This is a genomic window from Streptococcus sp. LMAG:39 (assembly GCF_008680485.1).
GTDB lineage: Bacteria > Bacillota > Bacilli > Lactobacillales > Streptococcaceae > Streptococcus > Streptococcus pasteurianus.
Map to the genome: position 1 here is coordinate 191,232 of NZ_NALE01000001.1, position 18,827 is coordinate 210,058.

Sequence of the window (18,827 nt, forward strand, 5' to 3'; positions counted from 1 at the left end):
TTTCCGTTCTAGGAGAAACTCTCTTTTTGTACAGCTCGTAGCCCAAGTTCAATACCATCATAAAAAAGAAGGCTTGATTTTGGTATCACAATCAGTTCAGGGAAAAGAAATTGTTGCTTTCACACTACAAATGTTGTAAAATTGTAGTGTGAAAGCAACATTGAAAGGAGTAAGCATGTCTAAAAAGGAAATTCTACTTGAATTTATAGAAAACCACAATGGCATCATCACCTATAAAGATTGTAAAGCACTAAATATTCCAACAATATATTTGACAAGACTAGAAAATGAAGGAATTATATACCGCGTCGAAAAAGGAATTTTCCTAACCCAGAATGGAGACTACGACGAATACTTCTTCTTTCAGTACCGATATCCCAAGGCTGTTTTCTCTTATATCTCAGCGCTTTACCTGCAACAATTTACAGATGAAATTCCTCAATATTTTGACGTAACCATTCCTAGAGGCTACCGTTTTAATACTCCTCCAGCTAATCTGAACATTCATTCTGTTTCTAAGGAATATAGCGAACTAGGAACTACTCTTGTAAAAACCCCTATGGGAAACGAGGTAAGAGTGTATAATTTCGAACGTATTATCTGTGATTTTGTGATTCATCGAGAAAAAATAGATACTGAGCTTTTTGTCAAAACACTTCAACATTACGGAAACTATCCTAAAAAAAATCTTACAAAACTCTATGAATATGCGACAAAAATGAACACCTTGGACAAGGTCAAACAAACTCTGGAGGTCCTAGTATGAATAAAGCTAAGCTAACAGCACTCTGTCATAAAATATCAAAGAATACTGGATTAACCTTTAATTCCGTGATGACCTATTACTTTTTAGAAGTGATTTTAAAAAAATTAAGTCAGAGTACCTATTCAAATCACTATATCTTCAAAGGAGGCTTCCTACTGTCAAATGTTATTGGAGTTGAATCTCGTAGCACGGTTGATATTGATTTTTTGTTCCATCAAATAACACTTTCAGAAGATACTGTGAAGCAGCAACTCAAGGAAATTTTAGCAGATTCAGAAGAAGGTATTTCTTTTGTGATTCAATCAATCACAGCTATTAAAGAAAGTGATGACTATGGTGGCTATCGAGCAACAATTTTGTGCCAACTTGAGAATATTAAACAAGTTATCCATTTGGATATTGCGACAGGTGATGTTGTAACTCCTCAGCCTATTACATACGACTATAAAGCTATTTTTGATGAAGACAATTTTCCAATCATTGCTTATACAATTGAAACCATTCTTGCTGAGAAACTTCAAACCATCTATTCACGAAACTTCTTAAACAGTAGAAGCAAAGATTTTTACGATGTTTATATTCTTTCAAAACTGAAGAAAGAAGACATTGACTTCATTCAGTTGAAAAATGCCTGTCAGAGAACATTTTCATATCGCGAAACAGAACTCGATTTTGAAAAGATTATTGAACTACTCGAGAGGTTCAAATCTGACCCTATTCAGAATAAACAATGGCAAAATTATTCAAAAAAATATAGCTATACAAAGGGGATTTCCCTTGCAGATGTTCTTGATGAGATGATTCATCTCATAACAATTCTCATTTCTATAAATTATGATTAATAGTGACCAAAAATAAAAAGATATGCTAACATTTATACATTTTGTTAGCATATCCTTTTTTTATTTCGTCGTATAGGAAAAACTCAAGCTACTATCCACTCCAGATAATTTACGGAAGGTATAGTTTGGATTGCCATTGTAGTTAGTTTCTGAGATAAGAAATGAACCGTCTGGGTAGACTTTCTCCACAAAAGCTACATGACCGTATTCTGCTGGTGTGCCATGTCCTCCTCCCGCAAAGGAAAGAATAGCTCCTGCTTGCGGACTTGTTCCAGTTTCACCACCGAGACTTGCGGCTGTACGCACCCAATCTTGACCATTACCCATGGTACTGATAATTGAAATCTTCTCACCATTCTTACCCTTGAGTTTTAGACCAAGTTGATTGATACGGGCTGCCACTCCCCAAGTACATTGACCGTAAGCGTAACCCATACCGTCACCACCTCCTGGGATAGAGTTTTCAAAAAGGTCTCCTCGTACAGCTTCAAGTGCTTTTGGGTCGCTTTGTGCTGTCCCACCGTTGGGTTGACTAAAGCCTTTTTCAATTTGGTAATACCACTCGCTGGCTCGTGTCTGACGCTCAAGTAGCTTATCACCACTATTACCTTCCCAGTAAATGAGAAAGAGTTGGGCAAGACTAGCTGGACTTCCTGAATTTTTGAAGAAATCCTTTAACCAGTTGGTGTAATAGGGACTATCCCCTTGCAACATGAAATCCAGTTGTAACCCTAAATCATACCACTTCTGATGTTTTCCTTTGGCATATTCTAGCAATAAAGTATGTCTGCGTGACCCATCTGCAGTGTCTGTCCACTGGCCTAATCCTAAACCACGTTTGAGGATATTAGGGTAACGTCCATTGTATATTGTTGGACCATTAAGTGAAAGCCAACCCTCATCATCCCACGAACTGTCTGTCGCACCAATAGGTGGAGATAGATAGTCGCCCTCTGCACGCTTCGGATTAATGGAAGATTCTACCGACCAATTTCCTAGAATCGCTGCGATAGCTTGATTGGTCGCACCTTTGCTTTTGAGATAGTCATAAATCGCCTTGGCCCTTTCGAACTCATTGCCACCAAACTGACCGATAGTTGGAAGAATGGTGGTCTGAACCTGAATCACTTTTGGAAAGTAGAATGCTGGATTGACATAGACCAACTTATCCATATCATCATCAACCTTTTGATAGGTGACTTTTAGACCCGTTCCGTCTTTGGTCTGACCAATAATGTCTCCTGCCAAGACTTTTTGATGTTCACTCACTCGACCTGAATGAATGCCGAACAAGGTTAGTTTAGTCCTATTCACTCCCTTACCTGATGTCAAAACAATGTTTTCTCCATCAATAGAAACCTTGCCATCCATCGGAGCCACAATGACTTGGCCTTCTTTTGCTTCTAAGATGATATGGTGATGGAGCGTTGGTTTCTCATCAATAACCTCATAACCATATCGGTAGGTCATGTTTAAGCTATCCTCATCGGTCTGTCCCTGAAAGGGATTATCCAATTCTTGAAGGGCTAAATAGTTGCCTTCTTCGGTCAACTCCTTTAGTTCTTCTTGGTCCTCATCTGACAGCTTGTAAGGAGGTTTCTGGAATAAGTCAGACATGGATCTAATAGAGTCACCACCGTTTAAGTTCGTCCACACTTGACTGAGAAATTCTTTGTAGGTCGCACCACCTGTTTCCATGAAATCGTCAAGCTTGTAGTCTTGGTATTGATGATTCATGTAAACCATGACCTCATCAATTTTGGTGTAGTAGGTAATCCCTTTTTCGTTGGTTCTCGTATGTTCCGCATCTTCCCACGTCATGTGGGTATAAGCCTTGGTCAACTCGATCTCATCTTGTTGAATGACACTGCTTCCTGAGACACTCATGAAAAAGCTCATCATCAAAAGGAGTATCAAGAGAAGACCTGAGACAATCCAAGTCAAAGGATTTCCCGCAATAGCAGAAAAGAAGGTCAGGCTTCCCTTAATGGCTTGAACAATCCCCTTAACTCCTGCTAGACTGTGCTTTCTGGCATGCTTTAAAAAGGTTTGGTAGCGTCTTCTTGGTTTAAGAGGTTTCTGGCGTATGAATCCTTTTCCCATTTTGAAGTTCTGGAATCGTTCCTTTCCATGAGCCACTCTCGTCTTTGTAAAACGCACACCAGTCTGACCACTTTTCACCGCCACTTTACCTGCTTGATAGGTAAACCTGCCATAGCGTCTGGCTTTCAGGCTAGTATCCTTTAGGGTTCTAAGTCCATCTAAATCATCATCCTGTGCCACCAAGTCAAGCGATTCAGATGCAGCTAAGCTTAATCCAGCTTTGACTTTGGTAGAGTTTTTCTTAGACTTTTGGGCTTTCTTGAGTTGTTTGACCTCACGTTTGGCAGAACTGACTTCTTTTTCAGCACTTAGTCGATCAAATGATTTTTCTTGGTGAAACTGAAAGCGAGACTTCAAGGAAGATTTATCTTTTTGGAAGGTAAACTTAGGATTAACCGATTTTGACTTTTCACTTAGTTTCACTTCTGACAAATGTTTTCTTGCCGTCCTCAAACGCTCTTGAGCTTGCGGAAGTCGATAGTTCTTGATTTCCTTTCCCCTTAACAGTCTAGGAGACACATAGGTAATTTCCTTTAGGAACTTCTCTTCTGCTTCCTTTTGGCTACTGAGTAGATTTTCTTTGAACTCTGTTTTCTTTTCCTGAAACAGAGAATTTTGAGCTGGTTTTCGAAATCGTCCTATTTTAGGAACAGTCTGTTTTAAGGTCCTAACTTCTTTCCGATAATGCATGCGGACTGATTTTAAATTGCTTCGAAACTTTTTCCTGACCTGTTTGACTAGCCTTTTATCCTCTTTCATCTCATGTCCTCATTTTTTCAGGGTCCGTACTCATGATGTCAAAGAGCTTGGTGTGTTGTGGAATCTTATTTTTGAAAGGAACAACGGTGGATCCGGCCTTAATTAAGCCTGCCCCTTTTTCAGGATTGACCAAGTATTTCTCCAGTTCCTTGGAAAGCCCAAGCATAGGCACCAATTCTTCGCGATCGCTCTTAGCCTGTTTTAATAGAATCATAAACTCGCTATTGGCAATAATACGTCTACCATTTGCGTCCAAAAGAAGCGTTTCTACATTCTGAGTAATGCCTGTCGGTATCGCCCCATACTTACGGACACGACTCCAGAGTTTAAAGAAGAAATCAGAGGCGTATTTGTCCAATAAAAGAAGCTGCATTTCATCAAAATAAATCCATGTTTTCTTCCCTAGTTTTTGGTTTTTCACCACCCGATTCCAAATTTGGTCAAAGATAACCATGAGGGCAATTTGCTTCAATTCATCACCTAACTTTTTGACATTGTAAATCAGGAAATGACTATCAGTTTTGATATTGGTCCGATGTGAAAATATATCCAGAGACCCTTCCACATAAAGTTCCATATCCAGTGCCAAGTCCTTAGCTTCCTGTTCAGGTTGTTGAGATAAGACAAAGACCCATTCGACCAATGATGGTGTGTCAAAATGCTTATAGGTGAGTCGTGTCACACGGTCTATCAACGACTTTTCGCGACCAGCCATTTTGCGGTCCAAGAGCTTTCCAATCCAGGACAAGAGAAATTCGGACTTGACCTTGACTGGATCCTCATCCATATTCTCATCTGATAGATCGAGAACATTTAAAAACGTTGTGGAATCTGGGGCAATATCAATACTTTCCCCACCAAAGGCTTGACCGATAATACTGTACTCATTTTCTGGGTCAACAATAATAATTTCAGTATCACTATCTGCTTCCTTGAGCTTAGTAGAGATGATTTCATGTTTTGTCGCCATCCCTTTTCCAGCTCCAGAGGTCCCTAAAATCAAACCTGATGGAGTATTTAACTTGCCACGGTCAATACTGATGATATTACTTGAGATTTGATTGATACCATAAAATTTTCCACCCTTGTCTTGAATATCTACGGAAGTCCAAGGTGCATTCACGGCAATGTTTGAAGTCAATAGTGATCGAGAAACACCTTCAAGATAGTTTTTTCCAAATGGTAAGAGACTATTAAAGGCCGCTTCTTGCATATAGGTCAAGTTATCAATAATCATGTCATTTGACCCCGCCACTTGCTTGATAATATCAAGAAATTGTTTGAGTTGGTCTTCAGTATCCGCAAGCACGCCAATTAGAAATACGGTGTCAAACAGCTTATCTCCTGTTTGGGTCATGGTTTGAAGAAGAGCTTCTGCTTCATCGATGTTGTTTTCAAGAACATGGCCGACCTTCTCCAAATAGATGCCAGTCCGAGCCATCTTTTGTTGTTCCCCAATCTTTTGTGATTCCATCAAGGTCTTCTTGGTTCGCAGCTTGGTCATGGTTTCAGACTTAGTTGAGCCTTTGGCATGTAGGCTAATCATCACTTCCAAATCTGACTGCATGAGGTCACGAATAAATTTATCCCCTAGCTCCATACCGTAATCACGAACATAGACAATCTGTAATAATCTATCGTCCAATTCAATATGATTCTTGTGTTTAAAGGAAAGGTAGGATGGGGCAATAAAGTGTTTGGTGGATTGACCTGATAGGGTCAAATCATTGTAAGAAAACGGTAAATGATTTTCACCTCGCAACATATCCGCAAAAACATTCACTCGCTCCTCTCCACCAAGCAGACCAAGAGATACATCAATCTCTGAAAAGCCACTCTTGAAATATTCCCCAATCTGTGACAGAGATCTAAAAGCTAGTTTTGGTGTTTGGTCGCTCTTGCCAAATGAAAGAAACTTGACAGCCGAAAAGTTGTTCTCACCCGCCTCTAAGTTGGCATCCATCATACGATTCAATTCATCACGATAAGCATCAAACCCATCTTCCTGTAAGGGATAGAGGATACTCTTACGGAATTTTTCCAGATTGACCTTTTGATTGAAAATGGTCAGTTGGAAATTGGTCTTATCATCAAGAGAATTGATTAAATCGGAATATTTCTCAACAATAGCTCCCTTATCATCTAAACCAATTGTTTGATAATTGACATCTCCTAAGAGATAGGTTTGTGAAAAATAGCTTGGGCTGACCTGCATAAGGCCATTCTGAAAAAGCCCTTGATAGGCTAACGTATTTAGGGTAGAAGGTCTGATCTCCTGCTTCTGTGTTTTCGTCTTTTGCTTTTGGTCATTAGAAGAGGTCTTTGCTTTCATTGAGTGTTTTAATTTTTTCATGTTGGTCTCCTTTTCTTCCAGTAAATGTACGATCTGGTACTGTCAGTTCATAATGAAAACGGTACTTGAGATAGGTTTCAAATGGTAAATCATTTGGGCGATAGACCCCAAATAACATGAGTGGAATGGTAAAGCTAAAAACAAAACCATAGACAAACCAATCCCCAAATTGCCAGTAAAATAGGTTCAAGCCCAATACCAAAATGGTTAGGGCGATGGCTGGAAATACAAAAATAACCTGTCTGGTTGTAAATCCTAACCATGCCCTGTGTTGAACCTTTGAGATGTCCTTAAAGACACGTGTGTTCATAAATAATTGCTCCTTCTTTGATAAAAGGACTAAGATGAAAATCTCAGTCCAGTTTGAATTGCTTCATGATTTTGATGCAGTAGACGTCTGAACTCTCTACGCTAAGTTCCTAGCCATGACAGTTCTAGTCGTCCTTGCGGAGGTAGGACGACGTAATCGACTGCAAAGCAGTACTTTGTTCCTCTTCGATTTCCAAGGAACAACCTTAAACAGTCCACTGGACTGTTTAAGCTATCCTACTCTCACATACCCAAAATACTTCGGGCGGTTCGTTGACTGCCAACTAAGGCAATGATTAACAATATGGCCTGTACCAAGCCACCAAACATAATGGCGAGTGATTCCATAACTCCAGCTCCATTTGATACGGCAATCTTTCCAGCCGACTCAAACAAGGGAACAAGAGATACAATTAGAAAAATCAAAATACCTTGAACGGCATAGACCATGATGTTCTTAAGGTAGCCAATCCCAACACTTCTCCAGTCATCACTAAGGAAGGTCGGAATGGTAACAGGAGCAAAAGGTATCATCAGATAGAGTTGGATAAAGCGAATGGTAATCAAGATATTGACAATCATGATACTGGCCATACGTACCAACCAAATGAGAATCGCAAAAAAGCCAATAATCATTTTTCCTACAATCCCAGATCCCTTAATGCCTGAGATGGTATCGTAATTAGCACCACCATTCGTGACAAGCCCTGCCACTTGTTCAATAACATAAGAGGCAAGGGCAATAATGGCTTCCACAATAACCGTCGTATTGGTAATCAAGACCGCGACCATGATGTAGCTGACAATCATGGGTGCCATAGCTTCAAAGGTCATCGCACCACCTGAGTTTGCGATTTTCTTGGCCATTTTTGAGAATTCGAGTACGAGAACAACCGCAAGAATAGCTACTCCCAAGGGCTGCATAATCCCCTTGGTAATGGCTATCATATAAGACCACACCGTCGGATTAAAGTCTGCTAGTGATTTAACCAGGTTGGCAGTTGATTCTAAATCCACTTGAAACCCTTCAAAAAGGCTATCGCTAGATACTTTTTCAGAGGCTAGAAATACAAAAGGTGACGTAAAATTCATCATCATGTCATGTTCTGACCTCCTCTAAATGGTAATCTGTGTCACAAAAGCTCCTGCGGCTCCCACCATTACCCCACCAACAATTTCTAGAATGGCATTTCGGACACCTGGACCACCATCTTTAATATTGGTTGAAAGGTTGATAATACCCATGACAACTAGAAAGGCTCCTACTGCAATTAAGCCTTTTTGTAATAGAGACATGGCTTGGGAGAACATGGAGCTGGCGTCCACTCCGTAAACAAAGCCTGTTAGTTTTTGATTCATATAGTTCCTCATTTCTATTAATGTAGTGACGTTTCTGTGCTTAAATCCCTTATTGTATGGCCTGACAAATCTAGTTCTTCCTCAGCGGTTAAGGGATTGAGGTGATAATGCCACCAGCGTTCATCAGATTCCTTATCCGCAAGCCATTTCCAATTCTTATGTTTGAGTGGAAAATATTTCTTAGATCTAAATACAGGAACTCCTGCAATGCGTACGAGGCACTCATCTCGTTTCATAGTCCCGACTTCATCAGCCGTCATCAAGTCACGAGCAATTTTCTGGTGAGAGGTAGAACCTGAGCCAGTCTGCCCAAAAGAACGACTGGTACTTCTGACATCAATGGTTTGTTTACCTAGAAGACCACTCATGAATTTGAAAGTTTCCTCGTCATTTCCACCCAAATAGAGGAGACTGTCACAGTTCCCCAGAATAGTTTTCCAAGCCTCTTTTTCCTTATAAAGTCCTTGGAGTTGGGCAATATTTTGCAAGATTGGTACTAGACTCATATTCCTAGAGCGAACTGTTGAGGTTTGTTCGGCAAAGTCTGGAATTTCTCCGACATTCGCAAACTCATCCAGATAGCTTCTGACATGAATAGGCAATTGCCCTTTAAAGTCCACATCAGCCTGTCTGGTCAAAGTGGAGAAAACCGTAGAGAAAAATAAAGCAGATAGGAAACGAAAGGTAGTATCATTGTCTGGAATAACAAGATAGACCATGGTCTTTTGAGTGCCCCATGTTTTCAAATCCATAGTGTCTCTTTGTGTCAAATCAATCACTGATTGAATATTAAAAAGGGCAAATTTAGCTGTTGTGACCGCAATCACCGAATCCAACGTCTTATCCTTATAGTTTTGGAAATCCGCCCAATTTCGCATGGTAAAGTTCTCGTGACCATATTTCTTAGAATAGTCTTCAAACAAGACTTCGAGAACACTTTTGTCCTGATTGTCTCCCTTTGATAAGAGTTTGATGAGTTTCCCAATCTCAGAAAAGGCTGGATAACGGCCTCGCTTACATCTTGCTTCCTGCTCTTGTTTGGAACTTCCTGGAGGATTGTAAAAATCCACCAAATAAGAGGCAATAGCTCTCACCAATGTCATGGAAGCCTCATCCCAAAATGGATCACTGCGAGAACCATTTCCCTTGGTATTGTTAAAATAGACCGTTAACATGCGGTTCAAATCATTCTCTGTCTCAACATAACGAAAGGGATTAAAACCATCTGAATTGGTCATATTAACCAAATCTAAAACTTTGACCTGATAACCATTTTCTAAAAAGAGTTTACCTGTCTTCTCAGCCAAATGGTCTTTAGGATCTACGACAATATTGGAACAGTTAAGTTGGATAAGGTTGGGTTTAACAAAACGAAAGGTCTTACCTGCCCCAGAACCCCCAATGACAATCAAGTTTTTATTTCGGTCAAACTGGGGCTTCTTCTTTTCCAACAAGGTTAGACGAACATCACGAGCCAAAATCGTGTCATTGAAAGGATTCTTACTGTAAAAGAACCGCTTTTCCTTACTGGTTCCAAATCGTGCAGAACCGTATTCTTCCCCTTCTCGATAGACCTTCTGTCCTGTTGAAACATAAAGATAGACTAACATCATCGTTAGAACCCCTAGGATAAAGGCAAGTAGAGATTTTTGAGTAAAGGTAAATAGCCATAAAGGATTAAAGACTTGATTTAGCCCCTCTCCTAAGAGGTAGGCAAAACGTTCCATAGGTGGGGCATTGGTTAAACTATCATAGAGTAGGGTTAGACGATGGCAGAAATAGCCAAAGGCGAGACCTAAGAGTCCAAAGACAAATGCTTTTTGCCTAGAATACATTACAAGGTCACCTCCTTTGTTTTGACTGCCGAAGGTTCTGTCACTCTAATTTTCTCTTTGGCTTGTTCTATCTCTTGGTCCAAGGTTTTATCAAAGGTTAGACCTTCTAATTTTTCTGGATTAGACACCAGTTTCTTCATCAATTCATCTAAGTGATGATCAAGCAAGGTCTTGTCCTTGGCATAAAAGTAGAGATAGTCTTTTTGCCAACTAATAGCAAGTGGCAGTTTTTCTGACTCCATCAACTCCTTGAATTTCTCCACATCGATTGGCTTATCTAAAATATCTTTACTAACATTAATCCCTTCAATGGCATAAGGGCTTTGAAGGAGTTCTTCCAGTTTTTGAACCCCAATCTTATAAGCTGAGTCTTGGGCTAAGGCTTGCCTAGCCGACCATTCTAAGAGCTTCAAGAGTGTTCTGACTGTCAATAAACTACTTCTTTCCACGTATTGCATCGCTTGACGTTCTTGTTGTTCAGAAGACATGGTGCCCTCCTCTTCTTTGGATTTCCTATCAAACATAAGGTGCTTCCATAATACGGAAGCACTCTTGATTTTGCTATCACAAGAAGGTCAAGACATAAATCAAACTATTCCAAAGTAAATGTAAGGCGATTGCCATCTTATAATCTGTTTTCAATCGAACAACAGCCAAGGTCAAGCCAAGACAGCTATAGATGAGCCAACTTCCTAACTGATTGGGGCCATGGGCTAGAACAAAGAGAAAACTGGTCATTCCTATTTGTACAAAAAGGAATGTCAATTTTTCCCACAGCAGTTGCCTATAAACTACCTCTTCAAGGACACTTGCATTGACCAGAAACAACAAAAAGATAACATGAGGAACCTGCTTTCCTACTTGTACCAATACCGCTTGATTCCTAGTCTGAACTGGAAATAGAAAACTGATGAAGACTGCAAAAGCAACCATACACGTAAAGCCAAGAAGCAACCATCTTAGGCGATTTTGTAAGGTCATATTTTTTGCTTGAACAGTTTTATGACGGGCAATCTCTAAGCAAGTCACACATAATAGGACCAATTGAAGCAAGATTAAGACCTCAATCGTCAGATACTCTTCCAGGTATAAACTCACAAGAAAACCGTTAAGCTGGATGGCTAGATAAAACACCACTATCCTTATCATTGTCACCTCTTAAATAAATCTTCATAATCAATATCCAAGACTAGAACGATTCGCTCAACCCACCTTGTCTGTGGCATCAGGCGATTAGATTTGTAATGTCGCAGTTTTTGATAGAGGCGATTAAACTCACTTGGATAGACATATTGACCTTTGAATACCTTTCGAGCTAGTTCTGCCCAAGTGAGGTCTTTTTCTGAGAGTATGATTTCTAAATTATCCCAAAATCGTTCATTCATCTTCACACCTACCCTGTCACTTGTTTCATCAGACTGGCCTGAAACAGCTCTTCTTTTACCCGTCTGGGAAGAAATGTTCGTATTTCGTCTAACCCAATAGCTGGATAGATATGATTTTGACAGACAATGAGAGGCAGACGAAGATTTTGGTCTGGTTTTTGGAGAATAAGCTGAATCATTTCATTCAAACTTATCGAATATTGACGCTTAAAGCGAAGAAATCGTGGCGACAGTAACTCAAAACAATCCGTGGTTTTGGCAAAGAGTGACAGTATGATTTCACGGTTTACATCACATGCTTTTGTACAACGATAAGTCACACCATAGGTCGTCAAAATAGTTAGTAAATCTTGATTTGTATTGGTATTATTTCCTAGATATACCTCAAGCATAGGCTCCTCCTTATAGGGTTAGGCTATTTTCAACTGTTGGTTCAGGAGTTGAGAAATAGCGACTCATGTCAATAGGCATCCGTCCTTCACCGAAGCACTTGACCGTCACCAGAGTCGTTAATATGCCATCCTTTCCCCTAACAGTATAATTTTCACCAAAGGCACGAAAGGCCAAGTGATTGTCTTTCGTCAATAGTGTATCTACACCATTTTTAATATCCCTCGTTTCCATAAAATCCGAAATCCGATGAAGATTGGATTCGTAGAATAGAGGATCAATCATCTCTTTGTGGTAATCATCTTCAAAAGTCACCTCAAAATCACAATCAAAATTGGGGAGTGATAGTATCTTTTCCAGTAACTGATTGGTTTCAGCTTGGTGAATACGTTCTTCTAATTCCGTACACTCTAGAATACTTTTCTTATGTAGTAGGTTCATGTTTTTCTTCCTCTTCCATTCTTCTAAATTCTCTGGCAATGGCTTCAATAACTGTGACAGTCACACTATTACCGGCCTGTTTGTATAGTTGGCTCTTACTGGAAACACTTTCTGCTCTTTCATAAGCCCAATCAGGAAAGCCTTGAAGTCTAAAACACTCTCTTGGTGTCAGTCGTCTAATTCTCAGGCGATAGAGTTTTCCGTCTAAGACAATGCCTGTGACTTCATACCACTTATCCTGTCGATATTCCAGAGCAGCAACTACCACTCCCATATTGTCAGAAGTCGTTAGGGTATTGGATATTCCCTTTCCTACACGTCCCCTACGTTTGGTTGAGTCTGGATAAGCCAGATTGACAGAGTCTCCAAGAGTTGCCTTTGCGTACCCTCTTTTTGTGTCTTCCTTGATTTTCAGAAATGGCAGCTCCTCCCTCAGCAGTATCTTTGGCACCTTATCTCCACCCTGCATGGTTGTCAAGGTCGGTGACAAACCAGAAATGTCGAATACTCTTCCAGTCTGGTCAAAGCTAGTGGGCAGATTTCCTGCGACAATAACCCCGTGTTTGTCTTGGCTGGTCAAAGTAAACATAGGGTCTTGGCTGGTCAAAGTAAACATAGGGTCTTGATTGTCCTTAAAGCGACGCCCATGTTGGCGTTTTTCTAGTCTATCTGGTGTTAAGACTGGAATGGCGATTTTAGCCCCCTCACCTTTACCTCTTGTTAGTGTAGGAGCAAGTCCAGTCGTTAGATAGACTTCACCATTCAAACCACGTTTAGAGGGATTGATATTTCCTAGCCTTTCAAGATGAGCTGGGCTGCTTTCTCCTCTGAGAGGAAATAAGAATCTGGAACGGTATCTTCTAGAATGTCCGATAATAAAGACCCGTTCTCTGTTTTGCGGGACTTGGAAGTCCTTGCTGTTAAGCACCTGCCATTCGACATCATACCCCAATTCATCCAGCGTGGAGAGGATTGTGGAGAACGTCCGTCCCTCGTCGTGATTGAGTAGGCCTTTGACGTTTTCCAAAAATAGAAAACGTGGTTGGATTTGTTTGGCCGCTCGAGCAATCTCAAAAAAGAGAGTCCCTCGAGTATCTTCAAATCCCAATCGTCTTCCTGCGAGTGAAAAAGCTTGGCAAGGAAATCCCCCGCAGATAACCTCCACTTGCCCTCTAAATTGTCTAAAGTCATGGTCTGTGATCTCTTTAATGTCATGATATTCTATTTCTCCTTCTGTGTTAAACATGGCTTTATAGGATGTTCTAGCAAATTTATCAATTTCACAAAAGCCCAAACACTCATGACCCTGTGCTTCCATTCCTAGCCTAAAACCGCCTATCCCAGCAAATAAATCTAAAAATTTCATTTTTCCTCTCTTTCCAAATAAAAAAGAGCCTTACGATTTGTAAAACTCTTGCTTATATATGATTATCCATTTCTGGTGCACGAATGATTTCAACAATCAAAATGATGATTGAAATCAAATAGATTCCACCAAGTATCCACCAAATCATCTTAATCACCTCCCTTTACTTCTTGTCGTCTCAGTTGCTTGGTCCATTCTGACAGCACACCATTAAACACGTATTCAGCTATCACTTCCGCTGACCGAGCAAATCTCATATGTTCCAATGCATACTGATAACGATCACTAAAATAAATCATGGCATAGTCACTAGCCGACTGAGATAGACCTGTTTTTCTTAATTGGTCATGAACCAAACCCCAAATATAGTCTCGATCGTACTTGGTCACGGAATCGACTTTTGAAGAAAAGTTTTCTTCTTGTATTTCATCTACTAACTGCCTCTCCTCCTCGTCCTCAATAAGGAAATTACTCCCTTCAGTTTCACTATATTTAGTCTCACTTCCTTCAGTCTCACTAGGGGCTGAATTTAAGACCGGCCCCGTATTTCTTTGAGACCCCCCTAGTGTTTTTTTAACACTAGCCCCGTCTGAATGTAAGACTGGGGTAAGTTCATGTTCTAATTCCCCCAAGTAAATTTTATTTGCCATACGACCTTTTTCACTAGAGGACTGTTGGACTTCATCAATTAAGCCATAGTCACGTAAGGTTTTCTTGATAGAGAGTAATTTTGATTTTGAACAACCTAAAAGTGCCATCAGATTTGAATTGGAATAAATCAAGTAAATAGCCCCATCCTCATCAATCCAGCCCTTACTCAAAGACAATTCTAACCGATCTTTTAAAACCGCGTAGGCTACCTTAACCTCCAGTTTCATATTCTTATACCGTTCACTCTCAAATAAAATTTTAGGGAGTTTATAATATCGCTCTGATGTCTGATACTGATCAGCGGTAATACGTTTCATGATTGTCCCTCCAAGACTAAAATTCCAACATTTCCAAATTCATCAAATCGGACTAAACCTACTTGTTCCATTTCATCAATTAGCTGAGTTGCTTTCTCAATATCAACTCCCAAGATAGCCACGAGATGACACATCACCATTTGACGTGATGATTGTTCTTCCTTTTGCATAATTACCTCCAAAACGCAAAAAAAGGGGTAGACACTCTAATGTCTACCCCCGAAAATTTATTAAAACAAAAATCCTGCCAAAGAATTTTTGGCAGGATTTTTGGCAGGAAACCAAATCAATTTATCAGTTTCTATCAATCGCTTATCGCTCTCAAAGACTGGTAAATAGGAATTCCGCAATCTAATTATGATGTGACTCTTATTTAAGAGTAATTGAAGCTCCAGCTTCTTCAAGTTTAGCTTTGATTTCTTCAGCTTCCGCAGTTGCAACGCCTTCTTTAACGTTAGCAGGTGCACCATCAACAAGAGCTTTAGCTTCTTTAAGACCAAGACCTGTAACTTCACGTACAGCTTTGATAACAGCAACTTTCTTGTCACCAGCTGAAGTCAATTCAACGTCAAATGAGTCTTTAGCAGCACCAGCGTCAGCAGCACCACCAGCAGCTACAGCAACAGGAGCAGCTGCAGTTACACCAAATTCTTCTTCAATAGCTTTTACAAGGTCGTTCAATTCAAGGATTGAAGCTTCTTTAATTTCAGCAATAATGTTTTCAATGTTCAATGCCATTATAGATTCCTCCAAAATATTAATTGTTTTAATTAGATAATTGTTTGTAGCGTTAAGCTACCATACGCATTAAGCCGCGTTGTCTTCTTTGTTGTCTGCAACTGCTTTGACAGCAAGTGCAACATTGCGAACTGGTGCTTGAAGTACAGAAAGGAGCATAGAAAGAAGTCCTTCGCGGTTTGGCAATGTAGCAAGGGCAAGGATTTCTTCTTTTGAAGAAACAGAACCTTCGATTGCACCACCTTTGATTTCAAGTGCTTCAGCATCTTTCGCAAAATCATTGATAATTTTAGCAGGAGCAACAACATCCTCGTTAGAGAAGGCTACTGCTGATGGTCCAACGAAAAGATCTTTCATATCGCCAAGACCAGCTTTTTCAGCTGCACGAGTCAAAATTGAGTTTTTGATGACTTTGAACTCAACGCCGCTTTCGCGAAGATTACGACGAAGAACTGTATCTTGCTCAACTGTAAGACCACGTGAATCTACAACAACGATAGATGCAGCAGCTTTCATTTTTTCAGCAACAGCTTCAACTTGCTCAGCTTTTTTAGCAATAATTGCTTCACTCATTAGTTTTACCTCCGTAATTATTTTTGGGCTAGGTACAAAAAAATTCGCACCTAAACCTAGACACGAAAGTACAAATACGTTATTTCATCATTACGTTTTGTGCCTCGGCAGGAATATTATGAGCACGGCTCCCCTGCTGTCTTAGGTCAGTTTCATTACAAAACCTTAATTATTATATCCAATATTTCTCCTTGTGTCAACACTTTTTATGAAATATTTTATTCTTTTCATGTTTTTAAATATCCTTTAAAGATGGGAAAAATCCAAAAACAGATTATAGTATCGGTTTAGCTTCGTATAAAACGCTTCCTTTTAAAAAAATCATATTTTTTGCATATAAATATTTGACTTTTTCTGACCAATAGTATATTATAGTATCAGAAGGTGATTGATAGGAACAATTAAGAAATCTCTTTAAATGCGACCTCTCTACTACGATTTGTAAAGACTAAAGAGATTTAACCTTCCAGATACTAAATCGTATAATAGTATCACTTTAGAAAATATGATTGAAAAGAGGTAATATTTATGGCAAATAATAATTTTTACGGAAGAAATCCTTTTGGAAATATGGATGATATTTTTAACGAACTTATGAGTAACATGGGCGGGTACAATTCAGAAAACAGACGCTATTTGATTAATGGGCGCGAAGTTACTCCTGAAGAATTTGCACAATATCGCCAAACAGGTAAGCTCCCTGGAAACGCGGAATACCAAGAAGGGGCGCCTAGTTCTGCTCCTAAAGAAGATGGTATCTTGGCAAAATTAGGAACAAACTTGACCGAACGCGCACGCGCTAACGAACTCGACCCTGTTATTGGACGTAACAAAGAAATCCAAGAAACTGCTGAAATCTTGTCACGTCGTACTAAAAACAATCCTGTCCTTGTTGGGGATGCAGGTGTTGGTAAAACAGCCGTTGTCGAAGGCTTAGCGCAAGCTATTGTCAATGGTGATGTGCCAGCAGCTATCAAAAATAAAGAAATTATTTCTATTGATATTTCTGGTCTTGAAGCTGGCACACAATATCGTGGTGCTTTTGAAGAAAATATCCAAAACCTTGTCAAAGAAGTTAAAGACGCTGGTAATATCATTCTCTTCTTTGATGAAATCCACCAAATTTTAGGCGCAGGGTCAACTGGTGGCGACTCTGGTTCTAAAGGCTTAGCTGACATTCTCAAACCTGCGCTTTCTCGTGGCGAATTGACCGTTATCGGTGCAACAACTCAAGACGAGTATCGTAATACTATTTTGAAAAATGCTGCGCTCGCTCGCCGTTTCAACGAAGTTAAAGTAAATGCTCCTTCTGCTCAAGATAGCTTTAACATTTTAATGGGAATTCGTGATTTATATGAAAAACACCACAACGTTATTCTCCCCGATAATGTGTTAAAAGCCGCTGTTGATTTTTCAATTCAATATATCCCACAACGTAGTTTACCAGATAAAGCTATTGACTTGATTGATATGACTGCTGCTCATTTGGCTGCTCAACACCCTGCAACTGATGTCAAATCTCTTGAAAAGGAAATTGCAGACCAAAAAGAAAAACAAGAAAATGCTGTGGCTAAAGAAGATTACGAAGCAGCTCTCAATGCCAAGGTTCGTATCGAAGAATTGCAAAAACAAATTGACAACCATACGGAAGGGCAAAAAGTTACAGCTACCGTTAATGATGTGGCAGAATCTGTCGAACGATTAACTGGTGTTCCCGTGTCAAATATGGGAGCAAGTGATATTGAACGCTTGAAAGAATTAGCTAGCCGTTTGAAAGGTAAAGTCATAGGACAAGATGAGGCTGTTGAAGCCGTCTCACGTGCCATTCGTCGTAACCGTGCTGGCTTTGACGAAGGTAATCGACCAATTGGTAGTTTCCTCTTTGTCGGTCCTACTGGCGTTGGTAAGACAGAGCTTGCTAAACAATTAGCCCTTGATATGTTTGGCTCAAAAGATGCTATTATCCGCCTTGATATGTCTGAATACTCTGATCGCACAGCCGTTTCTAAATTAATCGGTACAACTGCTGGCTATGTTGGCTACGACGACAATAGCAACACGCTTACTGAACGTGTTCGTCGTAACCCATACTCAATTATTCTTCTTGATGAAATTGAAAAAGCTGACCCTCAAGTCATCACACTTCTTCTCCAAGTTTTGGATGATGGTCGTTTGACAGACGGTCAAGGTAATACGATTAACTTTAAAAATACCGTCATCATTGCTACCTCTAATGCCGGATTTGGCAATGAAGCTTTGACTGGTCAAGATGATAAAGACAAGAAAATTATGGATCGTATCGCCCCATACTTCCGCCCTGAATTTCTTAACCGTTTCAACGGCATTATTGAATTCTCTCACTTGACTAAAGAAGATTTGAACGACATTGTTGACTTAATGCTTGACGAAGTTAGCAAGACTATTGCCAAGAAAGGCATTGATTTGGTGGTTAGTGATGCTGCTAAACAACACCTTATCGAAGAAGGTTATGATGAAGCCATGGGTGTTCGACCACTCCGCCGTGTCATTGAACAAGAAATCCGCGATAAAATCACTGATTTCTATCTCGATCACACAGATGTTAGACACCTTAAAGCTGACATGGTTGACGGAGAACTAGTCATCAGCGAAAAATAATCC

General features: G+C 39.9%; 19 protein-coding genes and 1 other annotated feature. Of the genes, 3 read left to right on the forward strand and 16 right to left on the reverse strand.

Annotated elements, in window-relative coordinates; translation table 11 throughout:
* The first annotated feature begins 175 nt into the window (after positions 1 to 175).
* On the forward strand, positions 176 to 766 hold the full coding sequence (locus CCC20_RS00935; protein ID WP_285394259.1) for a type IV toxin-antitoxin system AbiEi family antitoxin domain-containing protein: 591 nt from the start codon (positions 176 to 178) through the stop codon (positions 764 to 766).
* A complete protein-coding gene (locus CCC20_RS00940; protein WP_285394258.1) occupies positions 763 to 1,608 on the forward strand; it encodes a nucleotidyl transferase AbiEii/AbiGii toxin family protein in 846 nt (281 codons plus the stop codon). Before CCC20_RS00935 ends, CCC20_RS00940 begins: the two co-directional genes overlap by 4 nt.
* Before the next feature lie 60 nt (positions 1,609 to 1,668).
* On the opposite strand, the gene CCC20_RS00945 is transcribed toward CCC20_RS00940, so the two are convergent.
* From CCC20_RS00945 to rplJ, 16 genes are all read right to left on the reverse strand, one after another.
* Positions 1,669 to 4,470, reverse strand: coding sequence for a phage tail tip lysozyme (locus tag CCC20_RS00945; protein ID WP_287178432.1), 2,802 nt, complete (start codon positions 4,468 to 4,470; stop codon positions 1,669 to 1,671).
* A gap of 1 nt (position 4,471) precedes the next feature.
* Positions 4,472 to 6,823, reverse strand: coding sequence for a VirB4-like conjugal transfer ATPase, CD1110 family (locus tag CCC20_RS00950; RefSeq protein WP_287178434.1), 2,352 nt, complete (start codon positions 6,821 to 6,823; stop codon positions 4,472 to 4,474).
* Positions 6,780 to 7,133, reverse strand: coding sequence for a PrgI family protein (locus CCC20_RS00955; protein WP_285394255.1), 354 nt, complete (start codon positions 7,131 to 7,133; stop codon positions 6,780 to 6,782). Before CCC20_RS00955 ends, CCC20_RS00950 begins: the two co-directional genes overlap by 44 nt.
* A 242-nt stretch (positions 7,134 to 7,375) precedes the next feature.
* Positions 7,376 to 8,230 carry a VirB6/TrbL-like conjugal transfer protein, CD1112 family gene (locus tag CCC20_RS00960; protein WP_285394253.1) on the reverse strand — a complete coding sequence of 285 codons (855 nt, stop codon included), beginning with the start codon at positions 8,228 to 8,230 and terminating at the stop codon, positions 7,376 to 7,378.
* 18 nt (positions 8,231 to 8,248) lie between these two features.
* Entirely contained in the window at positions 8,249 to 8,491 is a 243-nt protein-coding gene (locus tag CCC20_RS00965) for a hypothetical protein (protein WP_001072182.1), read from the reverse strand.
* Between the two features lie 17 nt (positions 8,492 to 8,508).
* Positions 8,509 to 10,326 carry a VirD4-like conjugal transfer protein, CD1115 family gene (locus CCC20_RS00970; RefSeq protein ID WP_287178530.1) on the reverse strand — a complete coding sequence of 606 codons (1,818 nt, stop codon included), beginning with the start codon at positions 10,324 to 10,326 and terminating at the stop codon, positions 8,509 to 8,511.
* Positions 10,326 to 10,814, reverse strand: a complete 489-nt coding sequence (locus tag CCC20_RS00975; protein WP_287178533.1) for a hypothetical protein — start codon at positions 10,812 to 10,814, stop codon at positions 10,326 to 10,328. The genes CCC20_RS00970 and CCC20_RS00975 overlap by 1 nt, the downstream gene beginning before the upstream one ends.
* Positions 10,815 to 10,890: 76 nt before the next feature.
* Complete coding sequence (locus CCC20_RS00980) at positions 10,891 to 11,475, reverse strand: CPBP family intramembrane glutamic endopeptidase (protein WP_287178536.1); 585 nt, start codon at positions 11,473 to 11,475, stop codon at positions 10,891 to 10,893.
* 2 nt (positions 11,476 to 11,477) lie between these two features.
* Entirely contained in the window at positions 11,478 to 11,711 is a 234-nt protein-coding gene (locus CCC20_RS00985) for a transcriptional regulator (RefSeq protein ID WP_287178539.1), read from the reverse strand.
* A gap of 8 nt (positions 11,712 to 11,719) precedes the next feature.
* Entirely contained in the window at positions 11,720 to 12,103 is a 384-nt protein-coding gene (locus CCC20_RS00990) for a thioredoxin domain-containing protein (RefSeq protein ID WP_287178543.1), read from the reverse strand.
* A 10-nt stretch (positions 12,104 to 12,113) separates the two neighbouring features.
* Entirely contained in the window at positions 12,114 to 12,542 is a 429-nt protein-coding gene (locus tag CCC20_RS00995; RefSeq protein WP_285394248.1) for a hypothetical protein, read from the reverse strand.
* Complete coding sequence (gene dcm, locus CCC20_RS01000; protein ID WP_287178547.1) at positions 12,526 to 13,908, reverse strand: DNA (cytosine-5-)-methyltransferase; 1,383 nt, start codon at positions 13,906 to 13,908, stop codon at positions 12,526 to 12,528. Before dcm ends, CCC20_RS00995 begins: the two co-directional genes overlap by 17 nt.
* Positions 13,909 to 14,057: 149 nt before the next feature.
* Positions 14,058 to 14,876 (reverse strand): replication initiator protein A, encoded by an 819-nt coding sequence (locus tag CCC20_RS01005; RefSeq protein ID WP_285394246.1) that lies wholly within the window; start codon positions 14,874 to 14,876, stop codon positions 14,058 to 14,060.
* Positions 14,873 to 15,046 (reverse strand): hypothetical protein, encoded by a 174-nt coding sequence (locus CCC20_RS01010; RefSeq protein ID WP_285394245.1) that lies wholly within the window; start codon positions 15,044 to 15,046, stop codon positions 14,873 to 14,875. The genes CCC20_RS01005 and CCC20_RS01010 overlap by 4 nt, the downstream gene beginning before the upstream one ends.
* Positions 15,047 to 15,245: 199 nt before the next feature.
* On the reverse strand, positions 15,246 to 15,614 hold the full coding sequence (rplL, locus tag CCC20_RS01015) for a 50S ribosomal protein L7/L12 (RefSeq protein ID WP_003065188.1): 369 nt from the start codon (positions 15,612 to 15,614) through the stop codon (positions 15,246 to 15,248).
* Positions 15,615 to 15,683: 69 nt separating this feature from the next.
* Positions 15,684 to 16,187 carry a 50S ribosomal protein L10 gene (gene rplJ / locus CCC20_RS01020; protein WP_048791463.1) on the reverse strand — a complete coding sequence of 168 codons (504 nt, stop codon included), beginning with the start codon at positions 16,185 to 16,187 and terminating at the stop codon, positions 15,684 to 15,686.
* A 28-nt stretch (positions 16,188 to 16,215) separates the two neighbouring features.
* Positions 16,216 to 16,351: a sequence feature (ribosomal protein L10 leader region), on the reverse strand.
* Positions 16,352 to 16,715: 364 nt separating this feature from the next.
* Between rplJ and CCC20_RS01025 the strand changes: the two genes are divergently transcribed.
* On the forward strand, positions 16,716 to 18,824 hold the full coding sequence (locus tag CCC20_RS01025) for an AAA family ATPase (protein ID WP_048791464.1): 2,109 nt from the start codon (positions 16,716 to 16,718) through the stop codon (positions 18,822 to 18,824).
* Positions 18,825 to 18,827 lie beyond the last annotated feature (3 nt).